We start from the raw sequence: 26863 nt of genomic DNA, 5'->3' as shown, positions 1-26863 counted from the left end.
CCACCCGTTACGACAAACTCGCACTGACCTACCGTGCCGGTGTTGTCCTCTACGCCGTCGTCATCTGGCTACGCCAATAAGGAGACACGCCCTAGGCCGCCCCAAACGAGAACGTGCCGGGCCGGTCCCGGGAGATTCAAGGGGCCGGCAGGCAGGGATTACCGGGCTGGTGTCAATGGATACCCGCAAATGGCCGGACTCCCGCTGGAGGAAGACTGGGGCGACGCGCGAAGAGGGCGCGGCTTAGGGGCCGGGCCGCCGGCCGGGCGTGCTTAGACGCTGGCAACCCTGAGGGCGGAGGCTGCTACGAGGAGCGCCAGCACCAGCACCAGGCCACCCGCCTGCAGCAAGCCCTGCCGCGGGCCACGGGGTGTGTACGCCACGACGGCGGCACACAAGGCACCGGTTAACGCGCCGCCCAGGTGCGCCTGCCAGGCGATCGACGGCACCACGAAGCCAATGGCTCCGTTGATGAGGATCAGCACCCACAGTTGTTTGGTGTCGCCTCCACGGCGGCGCTGGACCACCAGCATGGCGCCGAAGAGGCCAAAAATGGCTCCCGATGCGCCCACGACCCCGCTCAGCGGCTGGCCCGGAACGTAGCCCGGCGTCAGCAGCAGGTACCCGACTGACCCGCCGAAAGCCGACAGGAGATAGACAGCGAGGAAGCGGATCCGGCCCAGGAGAGGCTCGAGTGCCTGACCGAAGATCCACAGCATGTACATATTGAGCACGATATGGAGGACAAAGCCTTGGGAATGCAGGAAGGCGGACGTAACCATGCGCCAGGGCTCGAAGACTCCATACTCCGGAGAGGCGTAGACCGTGGCGAAGGCCAGGTTCTGGTAAACGCCGTCGTTGGGAACCAGCCATTGGAGGACGAAGATTAGAACACAGAGCCCGATGAGGGAGAACGTGATGACGGGCCTGCCGGTGGCCACTGCGCCGCCGTAGACGGTGCGGACCTCCGGCGTCGAACGTTTTGTTTCGTTGACACAGTCGACGCATTGGAATCCGACGGCGGCCGCCCGCTGGCAGTCGGGGCACGCAGGGCGTCCGCAGCGCTGGCAGCGCACATAGGCGGGCCGGTCCGGGTGCCGGGGGCACACCGGGATCTGCGCGGACGGCTCTGCCGCCGGAATTCCGTAGCTCATGCGGCGGGCTAGAGCTTCACTACGTCAATGCTCTTGATGACGACGTCCTCAACCGGACGGTCCCCCATGCCGGTGCGAACACCCTCAATGGCGTCAACCACCTTTTTGGACTCAGCGTCAGCCACCTCACCGAAGATGCTGTGCTTGCCCTGCAGCCAGCCGGTGGGAATGGTGGTGATGAAGAACTGCGAACCGTTGGTGCCGCGGCCCATCTGGACGCCGGCGTTGGCCATGGCCAGCTTGTAAGGCTCGTTGAAAGTCAGCTCGGGGTGGATTTCGTCGTCGAACTTGTAGCCCGGTCCGCCGACACCGCGGCCCAAAGGATCGCCCGCCTGGATCATGAAGTCCTTGATGATCCGGTGGAAAATAGTGCCGTCATACAACGGCGTGCCGGTCTTGTCCTCGCCCGACTCGGGGTGGGTCCAGGCTTTCTCGCCCGTGGCCAGGCCGACGAAGTTCTCGACGGTTTTCGGTGCGTGGTTGCCGAAAAGATTGACGACGATGTCGCCCAGGCTCGTGTGGATGGTTGCTTTTGCAGTTGCGATGGCAGTCATAGGCCCCATTCTTCCATGGCGGACCACTGCGCACAGGGCCTGTCCGCCAGTTCCGCGCTGGGTGAAATCAGCCTGAAATCGGCGCGAGGAATAGCCGGTGAGGTCCGGGACACGTAGGCTAACTGCAGAATCGTCACATTAATCGGGAGGTAGTTGTGAAGAAAACGGATCGTATTGCCCGCGAGCTGGAGCAGTCAGTCAGCACCGCAGTAGAGAACGCCAAGGACTGGGCTGCACCCAAGGTCGAAGCGGCAGTTGACTGGGCCGTTCCGCGCCTGCAGCAGGGCATTGATACGGCTTCTCCGAGGATCCAGGAGGGCCTTAAGTCGGCGGCCCACAATCTGGCCGATGGTGTCGCGACGGTGACTCCCCGCCTCCAGGATGGGCTGGCCCACCTCGCGCCGAAAATCACCGATGCCGTCGAAGGTGCCGCGCCGCGCCTGCACGAGGCACTGGACAGGGCTACGCCGGTCATCTCCAACGCCCGCGACCGCGTCGTGGTGGACTACCTGCCGAAGCTTTCGGACCAGATTGGTTACGCATCCGATGCCGTGCACCGGACTCTCCAGGGCGCGCCGGCCCAGGTGGACGCTGTTGCCCAGCGGCTCGGTGACGCCGGAATCATCCACGTCGTGCAGGAGCAGGCCAAGACGGCGGGCAGCCACGTAAAGGTTGCTGTGGACAAAGCTGGCAAAGCCGTCGGGGTTGAGGCGGCTAAGCCGCAGAAGCCAAAGCACCGCGGGCTGCTGATCTTCGGCATCATCGCTGCGGCAGCCGCCGCTGGAGTTGCAGCCTGGAAGGCTTCCAAGCCGGTTGAGGATCCCTGGAAGACCCCCGCACCGGTCACCCCGGCGCCTGCTCCGGCTCCCACCGTCAGCGACATCAAGGAGCCCGCCAAGGACGCGGCCGCCCAGACCGGCACAGCGACAGTCGCTGCAGCGGACGCAGCAGTGGACGCTTCAGCTGATGCGGCCGAGTCCGCTGAGGATGCCGCCGACACCGCGAAGCACGTCGCCTCCGACGCCGTCGAGGACTCCTCGGACGCAACCGCCAAGGTCGCCACCGATGCGAAGACCGCGGTCCGCAACATCGCCGCGAGCCTGAACAACGGCACCGATAAAAGCACCGGCAACTAGTCAAACCAGTGGGCCGCCTGCGGGCGGCCGATGAGGGAGGAATTCCGCTGACGGCGGGATTCCTCCCTTTTTTGCGAGCGATGGTTACCACTTCGTTGCCCGGGCATCGCCCGGTACCGGGCTGGAAAAATCACGGTAGTGCTAAATTTGGGGGAATGTCACCCGAAAAATCCGCTGAGGATACCTCAACCGACGCTGTGCAAACGCCTGCCGTGTCGATCGTCATCCCGGCATACAACGAGGAGAGTGTCATCCGGCAGTGCTTGATTGCTGCCGTGTATCAGTCCGTCCCGGCGCACGAGATCATCGTCGTCAACAATATGTCGAAAGACCGGACGGCGGATATCGTCCGGCAGATGCAGCTGGAATACCCCGAGAGCCCCATCATCCTGCTTTGTCAGGACACGGCCCAGGGCCTGATACCGACACGTAACTTCGGACTGAACCACGCCACGGGAGACATCCTTGGCCGGATCGACGCGGACTCCGTTCTCGAACCGGATTGGGTGGAGCAGGTGCAGAAGGCATTCCGGGACAAGTCCGTTCACGCCGCGACCGGCCCGGTGGTTTACTACGACATGCCGATGCGCCGATTCGGACTGAAGGCCGATGACAAAATGCGCCAGCTGATGCTCAAGCTCGCCAAACACCAGTACCACTTTCTTTTTGGATCCAATATGGCACTGCGCCGCTCGGCATGGGAGATTATCCGGAGCGAGACGTGCCTGGACAAGAAGGATGAGATGCACGAGGACATTGATTTGTCCCTGCACCTGGCGGACCACGAGCTCCGTATCCAGTATTGGCCGCAGATGATCTCCGGTATGTCCGCCCGCAGGCTGGAGGATTCCCCCCGCGACTACCGCTACTACGTGACGCGCTTCGACCGCACCTATAAGGCCCACAACGTCAAGAAGATGGCGCTCAAGGCCCCGATGGTGGTCTTCTTCTCGGTATATTTTCCCGCGAAACTGCTGCGGGCGATCCACACTGTCAATACAACCCAGCCCGCCCGCCGCGGCGGGCAGTAGCACACGGCGTTACCGCCGGCACCGTCAGTCGGTTCCCAGTTCCGCCATCCCCGTGGCAGCACGCCGCACAGAGCGTGAACTGCGCTGTCCAAGCACCACGACGGCGAGCCCCACCAGGATCATCGCCAAGCCCGCGTAGGTCCCGGCGGGCAGGGTCTCGGACAGGAACGCCGCCGCCAGCAGCGCTGCCCCCGGGATCTCCAACAGGATGATCATGGATACCAGCAGCGGACCCATGGTCGCCAGCAAGTGGTTAAAGGCCGTGTGGCCAATCAGCTGTGCGCACACCGTAATTGCCAGGATGCCGAACCAGCCGGCGGATTCGAAGCCTGCCAGCGGCTGCTGCGAGACCAGTGCGAGCACCGCCACGACTGCCGCGCACATTCCGTAGCACAGCGTCGTGTAGATTCCGGTCCCCATAGTCTGACGGGCCTTGCCGCCGGCGATCGTGTAGATGCCCGCCAGGACGCCGCCGGCCACCGCAAGGAGATCGCCCAGCAGCGCGTCCGGCGAGGTACCCATGTCGAACCCCGTAATCGCTACGACGCCGCCGAAGGCGATTCCCAGACCGGCCAGGACAGGCCAGCGGTGCCTGACACCGCGGAAGAGCTGGAAGATCGCAATCCAACCGGACTGCAGGCAGACGAGAGCTGTTGCAGCCGCCACAGAGGTCAGCTGGAGCGACGTGATGAAGCACGCGAAGTGCAGGGCCAGGGCGACGGCGGCCGCCAGGGACCAGCGGAACTCGGTGCCGGTGACGTGCCCAAACTGGCGTGGGTTCCGGACCAGCACCGGCCCTGCCATGACAACCGAGCCGATTGCGTTGCGCCAGAAAGCGATGGCCAGGGCGCTGACGGAGGTGGCTCCCAGAGTCGCGGCAATCAGCGGCCCGGAGGAAGCCACACCGAGAACGCCCAAAGCGGCGAGGAAGAAGTTCACGGTCCAACAGTAGTGGGGCAGGTCAACCGGCGGGTACGGACATGCAAAAGGCCCCGGACCGCTGTCGCGGTCCGGGGCCTTTCCTATGGTGGAGGCACGGGGACTCGAACCCCGAACCCCCTGCTTGCAAAGCAGGTGCGCTACCAATTGCGCCATGCCCCCATAAGAAGCAACCCGTCAATCATACCCTAGTTCGGAGAGCCGTTTTCCAGCTACCGAACCGGGAATCCGGACTAGTCAACCGTATCGGTTGATTCGCTCCAGACCGTTTTCCGGGCCTCGGATTCCTGCACTTTCTTGTAGAGCAGGACGCCTGCGACAGTGGCTGCAACAACCAACAACTTTTTCACATGCACCCCGTTCCGGATCGGTGATAACCAACTATCAACCGACCCTCCACTTGAATCTGTACAGATTCCGTGGGCGTACCAGGACTTGAACCTGGGACCTCTTCGTTATCAGCGAAGCGCTCTAACCGCCTGAGCTATACGCCCCGATGCCTCATCGGGCCGAGATACGACTTTACAGCACATCCCGGCCCGATCTCAAATCGAGGCAGTTTCCCGGGAAAAGTCCCGGAAAACCGGAGGATTTAGTCGTCCGTAAGGGTCACACCGATGCCGCCCACCAAGGTGGCTGAGATGTTGTACAGAACTGCCGAGAGCATGGAGAGCGCAGTCAGCAGGACGACGTTGATAACAGCGATAATGGTGGCGAAGGACGCCACCTGTCCCAGCGAGGCGACCTTCTTCAATTCGAAACCGCCGCCTTCGGATCCGGCCAGGGTACCCAGAAGACCGTCCACCTGGTCGAAGATTCCCGTCAGGTCCAGGACCGTCCACAGCACGATGGCCGCCACTACGGTCACGATGCCCAGTGCGACGGAAAGCAGGAAGGCCATCTTCAACACGGACCAGGGATCCACCTTGCTCACCAGCAGGCGGGCACGGCGGACTTTTGCCCTGGGTGCGGGCTTGATCAGCCCCGCCGTGTTTTGCGCGGTTCCACCCTGCCCCGCAGGGACCGGGCGCTGGCCGGGGCGCTGCACGGGCGCTGGCGGGCGCTGGGCGGAGCCGTTGGCTCCGCCGGACGTTCCCGGGCGCTGCTCGGGCCGGGACGGCCCACTTACCCGCGGTGCAGAGGCGGACTGCCGCGCTCCGCCGGGCGCTTCGCTGGTCTGCTTGGGAAATGAGTCGGAATTACTCACGCGTTACCTCCGGTGTTGTCTTCGTCCAGCTCGGCATTGCCTGATGACTCATCTGACTCGGGGGCCGGTGCTGATTCTTCCGCTGCGGATCCCTCGTGCGATCCGGTATTTTCAGCCAACGTTACGTCATCGCCCCCCAATGCCTGGCCCTCGGATGCGTCCTCGTCGAGCATTTCTTCCGTTTCAAGGCCCCGTTCGCTGTTGCGTGCAACCTCGATGATGCGGTCATTTTTGTCCGGTTTGGCGAAGATGACGCCCATGGTGTCGCGTCCCTTGGCCGGGACTCCGGCCACGGAGGAACGGACCACCTTGCCGCCCTCCATAACCACCAGGACCTCGTCTTCCTCCTGCACGATCAGGGCGCCCACCAGGTGTCCACGTTCCTCCTGGTATTTGCCCACCTTGATGCCGAGGCCGCCTCGGCCCTGGAGGCGGTACTCCTCCACGGCAGTTCGCTTTGCGTATCCACCCTCGGTGACGACGAAGACGAAGGAGCCGTCCGTAACGACGTCGGCGGCCAGCAACTCGTCGTCTTCGCGGAACTTCATTCCAGTGACACCGGAGGTGGCGCGTCCCATCGGGCGCAAGGCCTCGTCGGTGGCGGTGAAGCGGATGGACTGTCCCATCCGGGACACCAGCATGAGGTCGTCCGTTTCGGAGACCAGCTGAGCGGAGACCAGCTCATCTTCGTCGCGGAGATTGATCGCGATGACTCCGGCGGACCGGTTGGTGTCGTAATCTTCCAGGCGGGTCTTTTTCACGAGTCCGCGCTTGGTGGCCAGCACCAGGTACGGGGACTGCTGGTAGTCCCGCAGATCCAGCACCTGGGCGATGTGCTCGTCGGGCTGGAACGCGAGGAGGTTCGCCACGTGCTGTCCCTTGGCGTCGCGCCCGGCCTCCACGAGTTCGTAAGCCTTCGCCCGGTATACCCGGCCCAAATTGGTGAAGAAGAGCAACCAGTGGTGGGTTGTGGTCACGAAGAAGTGTTCAACTACGTCATCACCGCGCAGCTGCGCACCCTTGATGCCCTTGCCGCCGCGCTGTTGCGAACGGTAGTTGTCGCTGCGGGTGCGCTTGACGTAGCCGCCGCGGGTGATCGTGACGACCATTTCCTCTTCGGGGATCAGATCCTCCATCGACATGTCACCGTCAAAGCCCAGCAGGACCTTGGTGCGGCGGTCATCGCCGTGTTTGGCTACGATGTCGCCCAGTTCGGTGCTGATAATCCCGCGCTGGCGTTCCTCGGAGGCCAGGATCGAGTTATACTCGGCGATCAGGGCTTCGAGTTCGGAGTGGCGGTCCTGGATCTTCTGGCGTTCCAGGGCAGCGAGACGGCGCAACTGCATATCCAGGATGGCGCGGGCCTGGAGTTCGTCGATGTCCAGGAGTTGCATCAGGCCGTCGCGGGCCGCTTCGGTGGTATTTGAGGCACGGATCAGCGCGATGACTTCGTCGAGCGCATCGAGCGCCTTGAGGAGGGCACGCAGGATGTGTGCTTCCTCTTCGGCCTTGCGGAGCCGGTAGCGCGTCCGGCGTGCAATGACGTCCATCTGGTGGGTGACCCAGTGCCGGATAAACGCATCCAGGCTCAGCGTGCGGGGCACGCCGTCGACGATTGCCAGCATGTTGGCCGCGAAGTTGTCCTGCAGCTGGGTGTGCTTGTAGAGGTTGTTCAAGACCACCTTGGCGACGGCGTCGCGCTTGAGCACGATGACCAGGCGCTGGCCGGTACGTCCCGATGTCTCGTCGCGCAAGTCCGCGATGCCGGAAATTTTTCCGTCCTTGACGAGCTCGGCGATCTTGATCGCGAGGTTGTCCGGGTTGGCCTGGTAGGGAAGCTCAGTGACCACAAGGCAGGTGCGGCCCTGGAGTTCTTCAACGTTGACCACGGCACGCATGGTGATGGAGCCGCGGCCGGTGCGGTAGGCATCCTCGATGCCCTTGTGGCCAAGGATGGTGGCGCCGGTCGGGAAGTCCGGCCCCTTGATGCGGACGATCAGTTCTTCGAGCAGCTCTTCGCGGCTGGCCGTCGGGTTGGCCAGGTACCACTGGACGCCATCGGCAACCTCGCGGAGGTTGTGCGGCGGGATGTTCGTGGCCATGCCGACGGCGATGCCAGAGGAACCGTTCACCAGAAGGTTCGGAAAACGCGCCGGCAGGATGGTGGGTTCCTGATTCTTGCCGTCGTAGTTGTCCTGGAAGTCGACGGTCTCCTCGTCGATGTCACGGACCATTTCCATGGCCAGCGGGGCCATCTTGGTTTCCGTGTACCGCGGCGCAGCGGCACCGTCATTGCCGGGAGACCCGAAGTTGCCCTGGCCCAGCGCCAGCGGGTAACGCATGGTCCAGTCCTGGATCAGGCGGACCAGCGCATCGTAAATGGCTGTGTCGCCGTGGGGGTGGTACTGGCCCATGACCTCGCCGACGACGCGGGCACACTTGTTAAAGGAGCGCTCAGGACGGTAGCCGCCGTCGAACATCGCATAAAGCACCCGGCGGTGGACAGGTTTGAGTCCGTCCCGGACATCCGGGAGCGCGCGGCCCACGATGACGGCCATTGCGTAGTCGAGGTAGGACCGCTGCATTTCCGTCTGCAGGTCAACCTGCTCGACGCGGTCGGTCAGAACATCGGTGTCCAGGACGGTGCCCTCGACCACGGCATCGCCGGCGGCCGGAGCGGCCGGGACTTCTGGTGTTTCGTCACTCATAGTCTATATTTTCCGTTTCAGGTATATATCAGTTCTGGAATATTTATGCCCGAAGGCCGCTAGATATCGAGGAACCGAACGTCCTTGGCGTTCTGCTGAATGAAGTTCCGGCGCGATTCGACGTCTTCACCCATAAGGGTGGAGAACGTCTGGTCCGCGGCCAGCGCGTCATCCATGGTGACTTGCAGGAGGGTGCGGTGGTCCGGATCCATGGTGGTATCCCACAGTTCGGTGTAGTCCATCTCGCCAAGACCCTTGTAGCGCTGGATGCCGTTGTCCTTGGGGATGCGGCGGCCTGCGGCCTGGCCGGAGAGCAGCCGCGCATCGCGTTCCCGGTCGCTATAGACGTAATCATGCGGCGCATTGGACCACTTAATCCGGTAGAGCGGCGGCTGTGCGAGGTATACATAGCCGTTTTCGATCAGCGGGCGCATGTAGCGGAACAGCAGGGTCATCAGCAGAGTAGTGATGTGCTGGCCGTCGACGTCGGCATCGGCCATGAGGACGATCTTGTGATAGCGCAGCTTGCTCAGATCGAAATCCTCGCCGATGCCGGTGCCGAACGCGGTGATCATGGACTGGACCTCGGCGTTGCCGAGGGCCTTGTCGAGCCGCGCACGTTCCACGTTGAGGATCTTGCCGCGCAGCGGCAGGATCGCCTGGGTTTCCGGATTCCGGCCACGCTTGGCCGAACCGCCGGCGGAATCGCCCTCGACGATATAGACCTCGCATTTCTCCGGGTTTTTTGAGGAGCAGTCGGAGAGTTTGCCGGGCATCCCGAAGGACTCAAGGGGGCTCTTCCGGCGGGCATTGTCGCGGGCCTTACGCGCCGCCATCCGGGCCTGGGCCGCGGAGATGGCCTTGCGGATGACGTCCCGGGCCGGGCCGGGGTTGCGTTCGAGCCAATCGCCGAGGCCGTCTGTAACGACGCGCTGGACGAAGCCCTTGACCTCGGAGTTGCCGAGTTTGGTTTTGGTCTGGCCCTCAAACTGGGGTTCGGCCAGTTTGACCGAGATAACTGCCGTCAGGCCTTCACGGATGTCGTCCCCGGTGAGGTTGTCATCCTTTTCCTTGATGATGCTCTTCTCCCGCGCATAGCGGTTGATGAGGGAGGTCATCGCGGCGCGGAAACCCTCTTCGTGGGTGCCGCCCTCGTGGGTGTTGATGGTATTGGCATAGGTGTGGACACTCTCGGAGTACGCGTTGGTCCACTGCATCGCCATTTCCAGGGCGATGTGACGTTCCTTGTCCTCGGTCTCGAAGGCAATGACGTCCTCATGGACCACATCAACTTTCTTGCCGGAGTTCAGGTGTTTCACGTAATCGAGCAGACCGTCGTCGTACTGGTACACGACTGTGTGGAACTCCGCCGGAATTTCGCCCTCGGTCGGTACGGCATCGAGGTCCAGGTCCCCGTCTTCGGACGGTTCCGCCGCAGCGCGCCGCTCGTCGGTCAGGGTGATCCGCAGCCCCTTATTCAGGAAGGCCATCTGCTGGAACCGTGCACGGAGGGTTTCGAAATCGAAGTACGTGGATTCGAAGATGCCGGCATCAGGGTAGAAGGTCTGCGTGGTCCCGGTTTCGGTTGCTTCTTCGCCTTGAACCAGTCCGCCCTGTGGCTTGCCGCCGTCGGCAAAGGACATCCGCCAGACGTGCCCTTGCCGGCGGACTTCCGTGTCGACCCGGCTGGAGAGCGCATTTACGACCGAAATGCCGACGCCGTGCAGGCCGCCGGAAACGGCGTAACCGCCGCCACCGAACTTGCCACCTGCGTGCAGGATGGTCATCACGACTTCCACGGTGGGTTTGTGCTCCGTGGGGTGCATATCGACCGGAATGCCACGGCCGTTGTCCACCACCTTGACTCCGCCGTCGGCCTGCAACACGATCTCGATGTGCGTGCAGTACCCGGCAAGGGCCTCATCCACCGAGTTGTCCACGACTTCATAGACCAGGTGGTGCAGGCCGCGGGGTCCGGTGGAACCGATATACATGCCGGGACGCTTCCGGACAGCTTCCAGGCCCTCGAGCACCGTGATGTCGCTGGCGCCGTAACCGTGCGGAGTTTCGGTTTCCGTCGACGTCTCCACCACATCCGCCACTAAGGGTTCCACGGCCGGGATCTCTGCATTGTCGTTAGCCACAGGCGCTTTCGACTCCTTTTTTTCGGTTAGGCCGGCCGTCGCCCCTTCCGGAGAAACAGCTACTGCCAACGGGCACATCACTGATGGCTCCGGCTATGTTGCTGGCTAGAGGGTCCGTCCACGCACGCGAATTGACGCCGGAAACGGACTCAGTCAACGTTTCACCGGCGCCCAGTTATCTACCCCGATTCTACCGTGCCCGGTAGCCTTTACCCGCATTCGGGCGGGTCAAACGGGCAGGAAAGTACCGCTGGGAGGCCTCAGGCTCCGCCTGCAAGGCTCTAGGAGTACCAGACGCGGGTGCCTATACGGCTCCGGTGACTTCGAGCGCCCTACACGCCGTTTGCGGAATACTCAAGCCTTTTGCAATAAGTGCTTCAGATCCGGCTATCCGTAAGTGTCCCGGGGTCCTCGCCCGTTGACGGTCCGCCCGCCCTTCCGCCAGCTCGGCGCCGCCGGTCCCAGGACCTGGATCTTCGTGACGACGCCCTCACCGAGATCGGTGCGGAACTTCTCCAGCAGACTCAGACTGAGCAGGCGCAGCTGCGTGGCCCAGGCGGTGGAGTCGCACCGGACGTGCAGGGTGGTATCCGTGAAACTCTCGGGGGTGCAGTGGGCGGAAATCTCCGGTCCCACCAGTGTGGCCCACTCGGCCATGACAGATCCCACGGCAACCGGAGAGCTCCAACCGCGCTCCGCCACAAGCCGTCCAACAACCTTGCCGAGCCCCATGGGGTCCCGGCCGGTGCCGTGGAATTGCCCGAAACCACGGGTACTTCCTATGCCGCGACCGGTCTTTGGCGCCGCGGTACCGGTTTTGGGCGGCGCCCTGCGCCGGATTTCGCCCCGGGACGCGGCTGCCTCGCGCATTCTGTTCAGTGCCGACTGTGCGGCATCGATGTCATCGGGATCGCGACCCGGCTGCAGGCCGCCGTCCGTATCCTTATTCATCGAGTGCCCGGCTCATCAAGTCCTCCAGGAATTACGTTCACCCGCCGGCCGCCCAGTTCCGCCGGAATGTCATCCTCGACGGCGGCAGTCACGAGCACCTGCTCGGCGCCGGATACTATTGCGGCCAGTTTACGCCGCCGCTGGACGTCGAGCTCGGCGAAAACGTCATCCAGGATCAGAATAGGGGCGGAACCACCGGTCCGGGCATCGTCGAGCATGACGTAATACGAGGCCAGACGCAGGGACAGGCACATGGACCAGGTTTCACCGTGCGAGGCATACCCTTTGGCAGGTGCCGAACCCAGGACCAGGTCGAGATCGTCGCGGTGCGGCCCCACGAGGGAAATTCCCCGTTCCAGTTCCTTACGGCGTGCCGCCGCGAATGCCTGGATGTAGCGGTCGGTGAGCTGAGCGACGGAGAGCAGCCGCAAATCCTCGGCAGGCCCGGAAGCAGCAGCCGGTGCGCCGCCGTCGTCCTCCACAACACCCTGGAGCGTCGAGCGGTATCGGGCATCTGCCGCTTTCGAACCATCCGTGAGTTGCCTGTACGCACTGGCCAGGTGGGGACGGAGCCGATCCACCAGCTCAAGCCGCGCATGCAACAGCTCGGCTCCGGCGCTGGCCATATGCTGGTCCCAGACATCCAGGGTGGTCTCGTGCGCCGTGCTGACTTTGCCGGCGCGAGCGGACTTCAGCAGCGCGTTGCGCTGTTTGAGTACCCGGTCATAGTCACTGCGCGTAGCCGCGTGGCGCGGGATGAGACTGACCAGGAGTTCATCCAGGAAACGGCGCCGGCTGGAGGGATCGCCCTTGACCAGCGCGAGGTCCTCCGGGGCAAAGAGAACGGTCTGGCAGATTCCAAGGATATCCCTGGCCCGGACGGGATTGCTGCGGTTGATCCGGGCACGGTTGGCCCGCGCACTGTTAATTTCTAATTCAAGCACCGTGGATTGCTCTCCGCGGACGAACTTGGCGCGGATCAGGGCGCGCTCGGCACCAAAGCGCAGCAGCGGGGCATCGGAGCTGACCCTGTGCGAACTGAGAGTGGCCAGGTAGCCGATTGCTTCCATCAGGTTGGTCTTGCCGATGCCGTTAGAACCAACCAACACCGTGACACCGGGGGCCAGGCTCAGCTCCACCTGGGCATAGCTGCGGAAATCTGTCAGCGAAAGTTGTTCTAGGTACACGCCGGGTCAGAGTTTCAGCGAAAAACTACTTGGCCGGGCGGGTCGCATGCCCGCCAAACTGGTGGCGCAGAGCGGAGACCATCTTCATGGCGGGTGAATTGTCCTCACGGGAGGAAAAGCGGGCGAAAAGTGCTGCCGTGATGGCCGGCGCCGGGACAGCATTGGCTATTGCCTCTTCCACGGTCCAGCGTCCCTCGCCCGAGTCCTCGACGTAGTCATCGATCGTTTCCAGACCGGGATCCTCATCCAGGGCCTTGACCATCAGGTCCAGCAGCCAGGACCGGACGACGGTTCCCTTCTGCCAGGCCCGGAACGTACCCGGCAGATCAGTAACGATGTCCTTGGCAGCGAGCAGTTCATAACCTTCGGCGTAAGCCTGCATCAGCCCATATTCGATGCCGTTATGGACCATCTTGGCATAGTGGCCAGCGCCGACGCCGCCGACGTGGATGAAACTGTCGGCGCGGTCACCAGCGGGACGGAGTGCGTCAAAGACGGGCATGGCCCGCTCAATGTCGGCGGTATCCCCACCTGCCATCAGACCGTAGCCATTCTGCAGGCCCCAGACCCCGCCCGAAACACCGCAGTCCGCGAAGCGGACGTCTTTTTGAGCCAGTGCGGTTCCGTGCTTCTGGTCCTCGGTATAACGAGAGTTGCCGCCGTCGATGATCAGGTCCCCGGCGTCGAGTTTGTTGCCGAGCTCGGTGATGACGGCGTCGGTGATTTCGCCGGAGGGGACCATGACCCAGATCAGCCGCGGTGTGGGGACAGCGGCGATCAGTTCGTCCACGCTGGCAACATCTGTGACGTCCGGGTTGCGGTCAAACCCCGTGACCTCGAGTCCACCCTTGCGCAGCCGCTCACGCATGTTGAAACCCATTTTTCCAAGGCCAATTAGTCCGATATGCACGGGATGAACTCTTTTCTGCGCTGGAATGGCGGGTAGCGGAGACCACCAGGGCTGATGCCGGAGGTTTCCGGGGCGGAGCGGAGGAGGCCTGCAGCTAGTTCGGCAGCCGGACAGGCATGACCAGGTAGCGGTAGTCGCCCTGGTCTTCCCCATCAGCATCGTTCTGGGCTGTGATCATGGCTGGTTTCGGCGCGCTGGTGAAGGAGAAGCGGACGAACTTGGTTTCGATGACGCTAAGGCCTTCGATCAGGTAGTGCGGATTGAACGCCACGGTGATGTCTTCGCCGGTGAGCTGCGCTTCAAGCTCTTCTGAGGCCTGGGCATCTTCGCCGGTGCCGGCATCGAGGTGCAGCTGCCCCTGGGTGAACGCTAGGCGGACCGGGGTGTTGCGTTCTGCCACGAGTGAGACCCGGCGTACAGCTTCGACGAGTTCCGACGTCTGAACTGTTGCGTGGATCGGCGTGGATTCAGGGAAAAGTGAGCGGATTTTGGGATAGTCGCCGTCCACCAGCAATGAGGTGGTGGTGCGGCCGCCACTTTCAAATCCAATGAGCCGGCTGTCATCATCGGCGAGGGCGAGATGGATATCACCGCTGCCACCCAAGGTCTTGGCCACCTCGTTGAGGGTCTTTGCCTTAACCAGTGCACTGGTGGAAATTCCGGGAGTGACCGGTTTCCACGGCACCTCACGCATTGCAAGCCGGTAGCGGTCAGTGGCCAACAGGGTGATGAGATCGTCCTCGATCTCCATCCGCACCCCGGTGAGGATTGGCAGGGTGTCGTCTTTGCTGGCGGCAATAATCACCTGGGAAACAGCCTGGGCGAAGGCGTCGCCCGGTACCGTGCCGCTGATCGGCGGCAAGGCGGGCAACGGAGGGTATTCAGCTTCCGGCATGGTGGCCAAATGAAAGCTGCTTCGACGGCAGCTCAGGGTGACTTTGTTGCCGTCCGTTTCGATCTCGACGGGAGCTGAGGGCAGGCTGCGGCAGATGTCAGCCAGCAGGCGTCCCGATACCAGGATGGTGCCTTCGGTGGTGATGTCGGCGGCAATTTCAAGCCTCGCCGAAGTCTCGTAGTCGAAGCTCGAGAGGCTGACTGTGCCGGCTTCGGCCTTCAGGAGCAACCCGGAAAGTACAGGTACTGGCGGCCGCGGAGACAACGACCGGGCGGTCCAGGTCACGGCCTCGGCCAGGACGTCCCGTTCGACTCTGAACTTCACGGAAGGGTGCCGCCTTTCATTGCTGCTGTCATCACTGGTGGCCGGGCCACTGGTCCGGCAGGAAAATTACAAAAGTTGTCCAGGACGGACACACTGCAGACAGCTTAGCCGCAAGACATGTGATTCTCCCATCCCCGGGTCACAGCCATGCGGTTTGGCCGGGCCCGGCCTGGGGCCGGGATTTGGGCATGATCGGGAACGGTCGAGGGCGGGGGTGGGGTGCGGATCGAAGTTGTTATTTGAGGGAATTTCATTTTCTAGGGATTAGTAGTGTTAATAACTGCTGTGGATACTGTGGATAACCCCCTCTGGCGGTGCGGTTCCGCGGTTAAGCCCTGTTCATGGACTGTGGGTTGAGCAGGATTTAGACAGGGTGTGGATGGGGATAACATTTTCGGCCCATCCACTGATCCACAGATGCCTTAAGGGTTTTAAGCCCATTAACCGGGGTTGTCCCCTTAACTATCCACAGGCTTGTCCACAGGTGCCTGTTAATAAGGTAAGAGTGCGCGGCACGGCACCTTAGGAATTGCGCTGCTGTTGCTTGATCCGGTTGGTCAGTTCGGTCACCTGGTTGTAGATGACCCGGCGCTCTGCCATCAGTTCACGGATCTTGCGGTCCGCGTGAATGACAGTGGTGTGGTCGCGGCCGCCGAGCTCCTGGCCGATCTTGGGAAGGGACATGTCGGTAAGTTCGCGGCACAGGTACATGGCGATCTGCCGCGCGGTCACGAGGGTCCTGGTCCGTGACTTGCTGCAGAGCTCTTCCATGCTGAGCTTGAAGTAGTCGGCCGTCTGCGTGAGGATCTGCGCCGAGGTGATTTCCTGGGCTCCGTCATCAGTGATCAGATCCTTCAGCACCATTTCGGCGAGGGCCACATCCACCGGCTGGCGGTTGAGACTGGCGAAGGCCGTCACGCGGATCAGTGCCCCCTCGAGTTCGCGGATGTTGCTTGAAATCTTCGACGCAATGTACTCAAGGGCATCATCGGGCGCTGAGAGGCCTTCACTGAGTGCCTTTTTCCGGAGGATCGCGATCCGGGTTTCCAGCTCCGGCGGTTGGATGTCCGTCAGCAGGCCCCATTCGAACCGCGACTTCATCCGGTCCTCAAAGCCCGCAAGCAGCTTGGGCGGCTGATCGGAGGTGATGACCACCTGCTTGTTGTTGTTGTGCAGGGCGTTGAAAGTGTGGAAGAACTCCTCCAGCGTCCGGTCCTTGCCGGCCAGAAACTGGATGTCATCGATGAGCAGGACATCTACGTTGCGGTAGGTGGTCTTGAAGCTGGTGCCTTCATCATCACGGATGGAGTTAATGAAGTCATTGGTAAATTCCTCGGAATTCACGTAGCGGACCCGGATGCCGCTGTAGAGCCTGCGGGCGTAGTGGCCGATCGCATGCAGTAGGTGGGTCTTGCCCAGCCCCGAGTCACCGTAGATGAAGAGCGGGTTGTAGGCCTTTGCCGGCGCCTCGGCGACCGCGACGGCCGCGGCGTGGGCGAAGCGGTTGGAAGATCCGATCACGAACGTGTCAAAAACATACTTCGGATTGAGGCGGCCAAATTCGTGGGAGGTGCTCGGGAGCATCGGCTGGGGTTTCAGTTCCACGGAAGGATCGGCCACGAGGGACAGCTCGACGGCGGGTTCCGGCTCCGTGTGGAGTGGCACCAGATCGGTGTCGACGTCGATTGCGCACCGGATTTCGTCGGAGAAAACGTTGCGGAGGGCGTCGTCGAGGGCTTCCTTCACCTGCGTTTGCAGCACTTCGCGCGTGAGCTCATTCGGGACAGCCACTAACAAAGTGGAACCGATGAGGCCCTGTGCCTGGGCCAGGATGACGAAACCGCGTTGCCGGGGTGACACACGGTGGTCGTTTTCCAGCAGGCTCACCACCCGCCGCCAGGAACTTCCGACAGTGTTGGCTTGGTTGGCTTCGTCTACTGTCATCGATCAGTTCCTCAAACTTGCTTGCTTTCATTACCTTCAGCCGGGCGGGTCGATCCAGCGCACTGGAGACCGCACAATCCACAGGGTTATGCACAGTCCGTGGATAATGGGCTACTGAGCCACTGTAGAGGATGAAAATGCCAGAAGATAGCTGGGTTCTATGCTGTGGATAATCACAACGGTGTAGTTCGAAATCCGGCCGCGTGGCGCGCTCGTCCACAGGCTGGAGCAGGACTTAGCCACACCTGTGGAAAATCTATGGATGGACTCTGGTTTGACTCGGGAGGGCGGCAAGCCCTAACGTTGTGAAGTCCCATGTGTACGCTTTTCGCCTCTTTTGTTTCTCTCCCGACGTATCTGTCGTGCGAGTCGAGGGAAGCGGCACATACAAAACTTAGCGTCGACCAGTTCTTCCCCTTGATCGGGTGGGCGCACCTTTGATCCCACTGGAGTAACTAACGTGAGCAAGCGGACTTTTCAGCCGAATAACCGCCGTCGAGCCAAGAAGCACGGCTTCCGCCTTCGTATGCGTACCCGTGCCGGCCGTGCCATCCTGGCAGCCCGTCGTGGCAAGGGCCGCACCGAGCTGTCGGCCTAAATAACTGACTCGTCGGTCCACATCCCTGTGCGAGTTTAAAGGTGCTGGCCACCCGCAACCGTCTGAGGACACCAACCGATTTTTCCACAACTGTACGTTCCGGTGTCCGCAATGGACGCCGGAACGTAGTGTTATATACGGCAGCTTTAGCTGCCGATGAACCAAGCCGGATCGGATTCATCGTTTCCAAGAGTGTCGGGAACGCTGTTGTCAGGAATCTCGTTAAGAGGAGACTGAGAGAAGTCGGTGCCTTGTCGTTGCAGAACTACGGCAGTGGGTTCGCCATAGTGGTTCGGGCTCTGCCCGCCGCGGCGAGTGCCAGCTGGGACCAACTGCGATCAGACTATGACACCGCCCTCGAAACCAATATGAAACGGCTGGGCAGCCGCCTTCCTAAGGCTGCTACTTCAGTTTCTAGCGAAACAACACAGGAAGGGACCCCGCGTGCGTAACTTAACTGCCGCCGTCGTCCCTCCTGCAAAATCCGCAGCAGCATGGCTGGGCCGTTCCCTGTGGAACCTGCCCCGCAATATCCTCATCCTCTTGCTTATGGCCTACCGCAAGGTGGTTTCGCCGCTGTATGGCCAGGTCTGCCGCTTCTTTCCCAGCTGCTCGGCCTATGCCCTTGAGGCCATCACCGTCCACGGAGCGGTGAAGGGGACCTGGTTGGCAGTCAAGCGCCTGGTGCGCTGCCATCCTTGGAATGCCGGTGGTGTGGACCACGTCCCCGCCGGTAAATTCCAGTGGCCCGCAGACCGCACCCCCACAATTGTTGTGTTGAACAATCCGGACAAGTACCTGGCTGCTCAGACTGATGGAGAAGGCCGCTTTGCGGCCTGACGAATAGGGATATCGTATGGATTTCTTTGGAACAATCATGTTTCCGTTCAAGTGGCTTGTGTCTGCCATTATGGTGGTCTTCCACGATGGCCTGAGTGCCATCGGGATGCCCGCCGCCAATGGCTGGACGTGGACCCTGTCCATCATTGGACTGGTGCTCGTGATCCGTGCAGCCCTGATCCCCGTGTTCGTCAAGCAGATCAAGGCCCAGCGCGGCATGCAGCTCCTGCAGCCTGATCTGAAAAAGCTGCAGGACAAGTACAAGGGCAAGACTGACCAGCTGTCCCGCCAGGCCATGGCGCAAGAACAGATGGCGATGTACAAGAAGCACGGGACCAATCCGTTCTCGGCCTGCCTTCCCATGCTGATCCAAATGCCGTTTTTCTTTGCCCTCTTCCAGGTCCTTTCCGGAATCACGGCGGCGGCCACCTCGGGGACGAGCATCGGTGCAATGAGCCACGAGCAGGTGGTGCAGTTCGACAAATCGAGTATCTTCGGCGCACCACTCTCTGCCACCCTGCTTCACGGCACGCCTGAGGGTGGCAACGTGGTGGCCGTATGGATCCTTTCAATTGTGATGATCCTCGCCATGACGGCCTCGCAGTTCATCACGCAGAAGCAGATCATGGCTAAGAACATGTCTGAAGAGGCCATGGCGAGCCCGTTCATGAAGCAGCAGAAGATGATGCTCTATATCCTGCCGCTCGTCTTTGGCGTCGGTGGCATCAACTTCCCTATCGGCGTTCTGATCTACTGGACCACCACCAACCTCTGGACCATGGCACAGCAGTTCTTCGTCATCCGCCGCATGCCGACGCCGGGATCCCCTGCCGCTAAGGCTTTGGCCGAGCGCCGCGCCGCTAAAGGCCTGCCGGCCCTGCCCCTGTCGGGTGCCAAGAAGGCCGAAGCCGAGGCCGCTGAGGCCGCTGAGGCAGCGGCCGTGGCTGCCAGGAGCCAGCGTGTCCAGCCACAACGTAAGAACAGAAAGAGGAAGTAATGTCTGCCGAGAGCACCGACCACGCTATTTCCGCTGAAGCCGTTGAAGGTCAGGGTGACGCTCTGAGCGCTGTTCAGGACACCGATCAGGATCCCACCGGCCGCTCCGAGGGTGCCGGGGACACTGAAGCTGCCGGGGACAAGGGTGAGTCCGCCAGCCGTCTGGAGGAAGAGGGCGACGTCGCCGCTGATTACCTCGAGGAACTGCTGGACATCGCCGACATTGACGGCGACATTGACATCGAAGTACGCAGTGGCCGCACGTATATCTCAATAGTCGCCGAGGATGAATCGGCCGGTCTGGAGAGCCTGGTTGGTAGGGACGGTGAGGTTCTGGAGGCCCTGCAGGAGTTGACCCGCCTCGCTGTACTGTCCGCCACGGAGAACCGCTCGCGCCTGGTCCTGGACATCAACGGCTACCGGTCCGAGCGCGCCGGCGAGCTGCAGCAGATTGCAGAAGACGCTGTGACATCCGTGAAGTCATCCGGCGAGACTGTGGCCCTTGCCCCGATGAGTGCTTACGAGCGGAAGATTGTGCATGACGCCGTCGCCGACCTGGGCCTGATCAGCGAGTCTGAAGGCGAAGGCGCGGATCGCCACATCGTCGTCTCAGCGAACTGAACGTGCTGGGAAGCTCCATGGTTGACATTTCCGAGACCGAACTACGGGCAGCACAAAAGATCTTCGGCGACCGCCTGCACCTCGCAGAACGGTACGTTGAACACTTGGCCACATCCGGGACGGAACGTGGACTCATAGGTCCGCGTGAGGTCCCCCGGCTTTGGAGCCGGCACGTGCTCAATTGCGCCGTTATTGAGAACCAGATTGCTGAGGGGAGCCACGTTGCAGACGTCGGCAGTGGCGCCGGCCTGCCGGGGCTCTGTTTGGCGATAGCCCGTCCCGATCTGGAATTGACCCTGATTGAGCCGCTTGAACGCCGTGTGATCTGGCTCCAGGAGGTGGTGGACGATCTCGGCCTGGACAACGTTACGGTCATGCGAACCCGCGCGGAACTCGCGGTGGGGATGGTGAACGCCGATGTGGTGACCGCCCGAGCAGTCTCGGCGCTCTCAAACCTGGCCGGGCTGACCATCCCGCTGCTTGCCGGCAAGGGCGAAGTCGTGGCTATTAAGGGACGCAGCGCCGGGGAGGAAATCGAGAAGGCCGCCAAGGCCATCCGTAAGCTTGGCGGCGTCCAGACCTCCGTGGTGCTGGTGGGTGAAGACCTCCTCGAAGAACCCACAACGGTTGTCCGGATCGTTGTCAATAAGCCTCAAAAGAAAACCTAGCATCTGCCCGTTGCCCAAGGACTTCCTGGGTAAGAGGTTAGGCTAGTAACCGGCATCAAACGCCGAATGAGAGTGAGAGTGTTCCAGTGACCAGTAGCGAAGCCTCCACGCAGCGGATTCCTCCGTTTGTGTCCCTGGGGTCCGCACGGGCCGTTGTTGCGCCTGCCGCCACTCCGATGAACGCCAAGAATCGTACGGGATCGGTTGCTAGATCCGCTGGAAAGGCTGGTGTTTCACGTGAAACACCAGGGGCAACCGGCGCGAACGTGCTGGACTCCCTGGACGACGCCAGCCCCATTGCCCGCGAACTTGCCCGGGAAACCAAACGGCGGGAGCGTCTCCTGGGTCGCGAGTTGCCGAAGCCCGAGAAGACCCGCACGTTCACGGTCTCGAACCAAAAGGGTGGCGTTGGTAAGACAACCACCACCGTAAATATCGCCGCGGCCCTGGCTGCCGCGGGCTTGAACGTGTTGGTCATTGATATCGATCCTCAGGGGAACGCATCGACGGCACTTGGAATTGAACACCATGCCGACGTTGACAGCATCTACGACGTTCTCATCAACGACGTGCCATTGCAGGACGTGGTGGCGCCCTGTCCCGATATTGCCAACTTGATCTGTGCACCCGCTACCATTCACCTTGCAGGTGCGGAGATTGAGTTAGTTAGCCTGGTTGCCCGCGAGCAGCGCCTTCGCCGTGCCATCGATGTTTACGCCAAAGAGCGGTCGAAAAACGGTGAGGAACGGCTGGATTACATCTTCATTGACTGCCCCCCGAGTCTCGGCCTACTAACAGTTAATGCGTTCTGTGCCGCCAGTGAGGTGCTCATTCCGATTCAGTGCGAGTACTACGCATTGGAGGGTCTGAGCCAGTTATTGAAGAACATCGAAATGATCCAGAAGCACCTCAATGCCGATCTGGAAGTGTCGACAATTCTCTTGACCATGTATGACGGCCGCACCAACCTTGCAGCCCAGGTGGCAGCCGAAGTTCGTGAACACTTTCCCAGACAGGTCCTGGGTGCCGTGGTGCCGCGGTCTGTCCGTATTTCTGAGGCTCCCAGCTACCAGCAGACCGTGATGACCTACGACCCCTCATCCAGCGGTGCGCTCTCGTACCTTGAAGCCGCAGCCGAAATCGCGGAACGTTAGAAGTTTTTTCGAAATTGCACTAGCTAGAGCCCGGTCACGCCCGGCTCTTCCAATGGAGGGATCTATCCATGAGCGACAAGCGACGCGGCCTTGGCCGTGGACTTGGGGCACTCATTCCAAGTTCTGCTGCGGCATCCGCCAGCGGTACAGCGCCGTCCCGCCCCGTGGATCTCTTCTTTCCTGAAGGTCGGAAACGAACACCGGGTGTCGAAGCCGCTGCCGCGGAAGAGACCGTCGAAGCATCCCCCGCCGACACGGTGCAAGTGGTCCAGGTTCCGTCGGAGGCGCAGGCCGACCGAAGCCCTTCCGTCCCAACGGACGCCGCGACCCGTGAATCGGCCAAGAAGTCGACCGGGCGCGGAACTGAGATGGCCAAGAGTGAATCCCCCGCTACTCCTTCCCGGGCCGGGGCCGGCGCTGACAGACCAGCAGATCCCCTGCCACCTGTTGACCGTGGAGTGGAACTCGTAGAGGTTCCGGGAGTCCGATTCGCGGAAATCCCTGTCACTGACATCCATCCCAACCGGAAGCAGCCCCGTTCCGTCTTCGACGAGGACGACATGGCTGAGCTGGTGCATTCGGTTCGTGAAATCGGCGTACTCCAGCCAATTGTGGTTCGCACATCAACCGAAGAAGGTGGAGAACCCTACGAGCTCGTAATGGGCGAACGCCGGTGGCGTGCAGTCCAGGCTGCCGGGCTCGAAACCATTCCCGCGATAGTCCGTGATACCACAGACGATGATCTCCTTCGCGATGCGTTGCTGGAAAACCTCCACCGGAGCCAACTGAACCCGCTGGAAGAAGCTGCGGCGTACCAGCAGCTGCTTGAGGACTTCGGAACTACCCATGAACAGTTGGCCGACCGCATTGGGCGATCGCGCCCCCAGGTGTCTAACACCCTCCGACTTCTTAAGCTTCCACCGCTCGTACAGCGTCGAGTTGCAGCCAGCGTCATCTCAGCCGGCCACGCCCGGGCTCTGTTGGCGCTACCGGATGCTGCGGCCATGGAACGGCTGGCCCAGAAAATTGTTGCTGAGGGCATGTCGGTCCGCGCGACGGAAGAAGCAGTGACCCTTTACCAGAACCCTTCTGGAACCCCGAAGAACAACATTCCGCGGCCCGGAGCGCGGCATGAACGCCTGGATTATCTGGCTTCATCGCTGTCCGACCGACTCGATACCAACGTCAAGATCTCACTTGGTGCACGCAAGGGGCGAGTCAGCATAGAGTTCGCCAGCGTAGAAGATCTCAACCGCATCATGGATGTACTCACTTCCGGACCCACCAGCTAAGAATCAGCGGCTTCCAAGGACGTTTCACGTGGAACCGATCCCTTTGCTGAGATCGGCAATACGTTCATGCGCGTTATGCCACTCAACGTTCCTGTTGACCCTCGGGGCGCCCTTTGGCGGCCTCTTTGGCTCCTGGTACGCCAGGGTTGCGGCGACGCCCACTGAAATGTTCTTCCGGAAGTTCAGGACCGTCGGCCGTGACTTTGGGGCGGCTTAATCCACGACGTCGACAGCCGAATTGTGCCGACAACCGAGGGTGAGCGCCCCGGAGGCCCTTCGTCTGGTTTGTTGCTGTCCCGGCCTTGAGTCATTGCCTCCTGGCCGAAGTCCTGTTCCCTTCGAGCCAAGGCGTGGTTGATGGGCTTTGGTATGGGGAGCAACCGGAGGATCGGCATGATGAGTTCCTAAGAGCGGCTCGGTTCCCAACGCAAATGAGCGCCTTCTCCTGCTCGTGGAAGTCCAGGCGGACCACGGTCCGGGGTGGCCCTTGCTCCGCGGTGAACACCAACGTTTCACGTGAAACATCGTTGAGCCCCGGGAAGCTCCAAGCCGTGCCCGCGGCCCCGAGAGTTACCGAGCTTCCGGCATGAGAGCTTAGGAGGCCTGGGTGGGCGACGACAACCGGGACCTGGATTCATAGCTGTTTCACGTGAACCTCGGTACTGGACCGCGAGAGGGCAGGGCACCCCGCCAGTTCCAAGAGCTCAATCGCTTGTCGGGAGACAGTCTTACATGGGGTTGCGGAGGTGACGGATAGAGAGGCGCCCTGTTCACGTGGAACGGCAACTTTGCTGATTTCCTAGCAGGTCATTTCCGATGTGTCGTGAGGGCCATGGATCTTGGCGAAGGCGAAGCACCTTGAGCGCTGGTGGCCCTCCGAGGGGCTCAGCGACCCTGTAGAGGGGCATTGTGTAGGCCAACGCCATTGGCGGCGGGCCAGGTCCCTGAAGGCGCCCCTGAGGGCTCGTGGTGGTCGATTGAGATCATGGAGGCACTGTTCGGTTCTCTTCGCTCTATGGACTCCTCCTTCGGAATATTTTGAAAGGTCCGGGCTGCGACCAACTGCTACAGGCCCAGGATTAGCGGGCTGTGGGTGCGGGTTCCCCCAAAGGCCGGTATCTGGAGAAGCGCGGCAGCGGTTACGCTCGGCTGCGGAGGTCTACGAAGCATGGGGCTTCCTCAGTTGCTGTTAACGGGCACTGTCCGGCGATGGTCTGAAGATATCCTGACCCTGCCAGCGGGTGCGAATCGCTCGTGGTCGGGAACCATCTCCCGGTCTCCTTCTTCGCCTAAGGCGGGGAGCTGTATGGCAGTACCGGTCCGCAAATCCAGCGGCACATCACAGGCTTGCTGGCTACTTTCCACTGGTCACCGCGCTGCGTTGTCCCTGCAGGGTTTTTACGGGCAATCGGATAGTTAGCCGCCGCAATTTTGAATTTGCGGACATTCCTTACCAAAGGGCCGTAGCAACGCTTCGGCTGTACCGTGGCAGCGGACGGCTCTGCTGCGCTCCAGCCTGTCCCCCCATATGCGGGACGCGGAAACAGCGCCGGCCATGTCCCGACTGCATCCGTATCGGGTCGGTGTGCTCGGTTTGGAAAGGAGGCTTGTCGAAAGAAGTTTCGAGCAAGGAAGGTGCATCGTCTGAGGGCACCGTCCCCGGGCAGTTTCAAGGGCCAGCGGTTCGTATCTAGGGCGGATGTAAGCCGGTGGATATCGTTGTGGATAACTTCGACTCAAGGAGCGCTGTGATATGACTGGCCCCGACCGCTGAGCATGCAGATGCGGGGTCGACGCACGCTCGTGCATCATTTTGATCGCGGCGGGTCGGCAGATATGTTTCACGTGAAACATAGCTGGATTCACAGGTCCGATGGATTCGTGGCTGGTTAGGAGCCGGAACCACCATCGATCGCGGTTAATTATCGGTAAGGAAGCGAGGTTTTGGCCTCACAACAGTGCGGCGGTGTCGACCGATATCAGCTCGAACGCTTGTGAGTTGCGATAACGGTCGCGCGCCATCTGGTGTCCGCCGAGCATACCTGCGGGCCTATTGAGATCGGGAAAAGACTCGAAAGCGGCATCAGCGCCCTCGGCTGTTGCCTGTGGAAAACCTTGTGTACAACGAGGACACAGTGTCACCTGTAATGCCATGGGCGGCGCCCCGGTGGAGCCGGAAAGGATGACCTTATGCTGTAGGGCTGCGAAGCGGTCGACTCGCGTTAGGTGACCTGCTTGAACCTTGCTGACAGTGTTACGTTGAGCCTCGCTGGCCATGAGTGAAGCCCGGCCAGTGTCCGGTACCGAACGGAAAGTCGGTGGTCACATGATGCCTGTGCGCCGCCCGGCCTGCCTCATACCGTTCCCGGGCCTATATTGCTGTAGACACGCATGGTCTTGTGCGACGCCAGAGGTCATCACCGATCCGCCCGGTGTGCCCAGGATATGTGCTGGATCCGCCCTGCCCGCAAGTGGCGGCTTAAGAAGCCGATAGCTGGCGACGCCAGGACCCGTGAGCGCCGTATCTGCCAGGGAATGCCAGAACTGATGCCGTCGCGTTGACTTAGCAGCCAAGCCACGGCGGGAGGGTGACCGGATGTCCTCAGGAGCCGACGTCTGACGCGAGTGGAGTTTCGGGACCCTTGCGGTCCATACGTTGCCGCCCGAGCGCTCAGTGGGGCTGCAGTGGCAGCCGGAGGCTGGCGTATGGAGGCTTGCGTCCACGAAGTGAACCCCATTCCAGGGGGCATCTCTGGTGCAGGAGTCTCGGGATTGTTCCGCGCTCTGGCAGCGACAATGGATTAGGAATGCGTACTGATAGGAGATGGACGCGCCCTCGGTCAACCTGTGGTATCCGCGGGTGTGTCCTTTGGGGCGCGGTCTTGGCTGAAAGCATACATTTGGTAGGGCAGCCTTTCCCGTCAGAGTGGAGAACAGGGCGGTCTGATCGGCGCACGTAAAGCTCATGTCCAGGTCTGGGCACGGCCTCGCATGGAGCCGGTATCGGCGGGGTCGGGACGGATGCCGATTTGGATCTACGTTTGTGATGGCGACCCGGTGTTTCACGTGAAACACGCTCATGGCGGATGTCGGTTCTGCGTAAGGCGGGCACTTCTGACCCCTTGGATTCTTCGGCTGGGCCCCGGCGCCGACGGAATGTACGCCTGTTGGCCACCGCGTTTCACGTGAAACATAACGACACTCAGCCCCGAAGGGGCAGGTGTCTACGCTGCAATGTCTCCGCTGTAGCCTGGAACTGCACACAGTTGTGGGGCTCGGGACATGGTCCTTTTTCGGCAGACAAGGCGTTTTGGCAACCAAAGGCCGAGATGTCCAACGGAAGTGTCGGTTGAACGAAGACACTGCAACATAGCACTTTCGCGAAAATTGCAAAGATTTCAGCAAAACTTCCCTGGTGAAAGGCACTCCCTGAAAGTGCCGGTGGCTAATGTTGGCACCTCGGAGGTGACCGCGCGCCGGCAGTACGATCCGCGGGTGGGCGTCTTGAGTACCGCGGTGGTAAGCCATCGAGATACTTAAATTGACAGCCGATCAAGATTTTCCCCAGTATCCGGGTGACAAGGTGCCGGGGCTGTGGGGAAGCTTTACG

At 61.5% G+C, this 26863-nt stretch carries 22 protein-coding genes and 2 tRNA genes; 10 read left to right on the top strand and 14 right to left on the bottom strand.

Annotated elements, in window-relative coordinates; all coding sequences use genetic code 11:
• Positions 1 to 272: 272 nt before the first annotated feature.
• Both RCH15_RS05455 and RCH15_RS05450 read right to left on the bottom strand, forming a co-directional pair.
• Positions 273 to 1154, bottom strand: coding sequence for a rhomboid family intramembrane serine protease (locus RCH15_RS05455; protein WP_326958838.1), 882 nt, complete (start codon positions 1152 to 1154; stop codon positions 273 to 275).
• An 8-nt stretch (positions 1155 to 1162) separates the two neighbouring features.
• Positions 1163 to 1708, bottom strand: a complete 546-nt coding sequence (locus RCH15_RS05450) for a peptidylprolyl isomerase (protein WP_326958837.1) — start codon at positions 1706 to 1708, stop codon at positions 1163 to 1165.
• Between the two features lie 155 nt (positions 1709 to 1863).
• Between RCH15_RS05450 and RCH15_RS05445 the strand changes: the two genes are divergently transcribed.
• Both RCH15_RS05445 and RCH15_RS05440 read left to right on the top strand, forming a co-directional pair.
• On the top strand, positions 1864 to 2844 hold the full coding sequence (locus RCH15_RS05445) for a hypothetical protein (RefSeq protein ID WP_326958835.1): 981 nt from the start codon (positions 1864 to 1866) through the stop codon (positions 2842 to 2844).
• 155 nt (positions 2845 to 2999) lie between these two features.
• Positions 3000 to 3875 (top strand): glycosyltransferase, encoded by an 876-nt coding sequence (locus RCH15_RS05440; protein WP_326958833.1) that lies wholly within the window; start codon positions 3000 to 3002, stop codon positions 3873 to 3875.
• Positions 3876 to 3899: 24 nt separating this feature from the next.
• Here RCH15_RS05440 and RCH15_RS05435 read toward each other — a convergent pair whose 3' ends face one another.
• The 12 genes from RCH15_RS05435 to dnaA form a co-directional block, all read right to left on the bottom strand.
• Entirely contained in the window at positions 3900 to 4814 is a 915-nt protein-coding gene (locus RCH15_RS05435) for a DMT family transporter (protein ID WP_326958831.1), read from the bottom strand.
• Positions 4815 to 4900: 86 nt separating this feature from the next.
• A tRNA-Ala gene (locus RCH15_RS05430) sits at positions 4901 to 4976 on the bottom strand.
• 71 nt (positions 4977 to 5047) lie between these two features.
• Entirely contained in the window at positions 5048 to 5164 is a 117-nt protein-coding gene (locus tag RCH15_RS05425; RefSeq protein WP_326958829.1) for a DLW-39 family protein, read from the bottom strand.
• 70 nt (positions 5165 to 5234) lie between these two features.
• Positions 5235 to 5308 (bottom strand) — tRNA-Ile (locus RCH15_RS05420).
• Between the two features lie 98 nt (positions 5309 to 5406).
• Positions 5407 to 6021, bottom strand: coding sequence for a DUF3566 domain-containing protein (locus tag RCH15_RS05415; protein WP_326958827.1), 615 nt, complete (start codon positions 6019 to 6021; stop codon positions 5407 to 5409).
• On the bottom strand, positions 6018 to 8729 hold the full coding sequence (gene gyrA / locus RCH15_RS05410) for a DNA gyrase subunit A (protein ID WP_326958825.1): 2712 nt from the start codon (positions 8727 to 8729) through the stop codon (positions 6018 to 6020). Before gyrA ends, RCH15_RS05415 begins: the two co-directional genes overlap by 4 nt.
• A 59-nt stretch (positions 8730 to 8788) precedes the next feature.
• Entirely contained in the window at positions 8789 to 10873 is a 2085-nt protein-coding gene (gyrB, locus tag RCH15_RS05405) for a DNA topoisomerase (ATP-hydrolyzing) subunit B (RefSeq protein WP_326958823.1), read from the bottom strand.
• Between the two features lie 387 nt (positions 10874 to 11260).
• Entirely contained in the window at positions 11261 to 11824 is a 564-nt protein-coding gene (locus RCH15_RS05400) for a DUF721 domain-containing protein (RefSeq protein WP_326958821.1), read from the bottom strand.
• The gene (gene recF / locus RCH15_RS05395) at positions 11821 to 13011 is read right to left on the bottom strand and encodes a DNA replication/repair protein RecF (RefSeq protein ID WP_326958819.1); all 1191 of its coding nucleotides are present in this window, start codon (positions 13009 to 13011) and stop codon (positions 11821 to 11823) included. Before recF ends, RCH15_RS05400 begins: the two co-directional genes overlap by 4 nt.
• Before the next feature lie 25 nt (positions 13012 to 13036).
• Positions 13037 to 13921 carry a phosphogluconate dehydrogenase (NAD(+)-dependent, decarboxylating) gene (gnd, locus tag RCH15_RS05390; protein WP_326958817.1) on the bottom strand — a complete coding sequence of 295 codons (885 nt, stop codon included), beginning with the start codon at positions 13919 to 13921 and terminating at the stop codon, positions 13037 to 13039.
• Between the two features lie 94 nt (positions 13922 to 14015).
• Positions 14016 to 15140 (bottom strand): DNA polymerase III subunit beta, encoded by a 1125-nt coding sequence (gene dnaN / locus RCH15_RS05385; RefSeq protein WP_326958815.1) that lies wholly within the window; start codon positions 15138 to 15140, stop codon positions 14016 to 14018.
• 522 nt (positions 15141 to 15662) lie between these two features.
• A complete protein-coding gene (gene dnaA / locus RCH15_RS05380) occupies positions 15663 to 17084 on the bottom strand; it encodes a chromosomal replication initiator protein DnaA (RefSeq protein ID WP_056428740.1) in 1422 nt (473 codons plus the stop codon).
• 460 nt (positions 17085 to 17544) lie between these two features.
• Between dnaA and rpmH the strand changes: the two genes are divergently transcribed.
• The 8 genes from rpmH (at position 17545) to RCH15_RS05340 (ending at position 23253) form a co-directional block, all read left to right on the top strand.
• A complete protein-coding gene (gene rpmH / locus RCH15_RS05375) occupies positions 17545 to 17682 on the top strand; it encodes a 50S ribosomal protein L34 (protein WP_003800212.1) in 138 nt (45 codons plus the stop codon).
• 41 nt (positions 17683 to 17723) lie between these two features.
• Positions 17724 to 18134, top strand: a complete 411-nt coding sequence (rnpA, locus tag RCH15_RS05370) for a ribonuclease P protein component (RefSeq protein WP_326958813.1) — start codon at positions 17724 to 17726, stop codon at positions 18132 to 18134.
• On the top strand, positions 18127 to 18522 hold the full coding sequence (yidD, locus tag RCH15_RS05365) for a membrane protein insertion efficiency factor YidD (protein ID WP_326958811.1): 396 nt from the start codon (positions 18127 to 18129) through the stop codon (positions 18520 to 18522). Before rnpA ends, yidD begins: the two co-directional genes overlap by 8 nt.
• Positions 18523 to 18538: 16 nt before the next feature.
• Positions 18539 to 19519, top strand: coding sequence for a membrane protein insertase YidC (yidC, locus tag RCH15_RS05360; RefSeq protein WP_326958809.1), 981 nt, complete (start codon positions 18539 to 18541; stop codon positions 19517 to 19519).
• Positions 19519 to 20139: a Jag family protein gene (locus RCH15_RS05355; RefSeq protein WP_326958807.1), complete on the top strand. Its 621-nt coding sequence runs from the start codon at positions 19519 to 19521 to the stop codon at positions 20137 to 20139. The genes yidC and RCH15_RS05355 overlap by 1 nt, the downstream gene beginning before the upstream one ends.
• 17 nt (positions 20140 to 20156) lie before the next feature.
• Entirely contained in the window at positions 20157 to 20807 is a 651-nt protein-coding gene (gene rsmG / locus RCH15_RS05350; protein ID WP_326958805.1) for a 16S rRNA (guanine(527)-N(7))-methyltransferase RsmG, read from the top strand.
• An 86-nt stretch (positions 20808 to 20893) separates the two neighbouring features.
• Positions 20894 to 21961, top strand: coding sequence for a ParA family protein (locus RCH15_RS05345; protein ID WP_326958803.1), 1068 nt, complete (start codon positions 20894 to 20896; stop codon positions 21959 to 21961).
• Positions 21962 to 22029: 68 nt separating this feature from the next.
• Positions 22030 to 23253: a ParB/RepB/Spo0J family partition protein gene (locus tag RCH15_RS05340; RefSeq protein WP_326958801.1), complete on the top strand. Its 1224-nt coding sequence runs from the start codon at positions 22030 to 22032 to the stop codon at positions 23251 to 23253.
• Positions 23254 to 26863: the final 3610 nt, after the last annotated feature.

Origin of the sequence: Arthrobacter sp. MP_M4, from assembly GCF_035984855.1 — a bacterium.
Taxonomy (GTDB): domain Bacteria; phylum Actinomycetota; class Actinomycetes; order Actinomycetales; family Micrococcaceae; genus Arthrobacter.
Note: the sequence above shows the minus strand (reverse complement) of the source record. Positions and strands in the feature narration are given on the sequence as shown.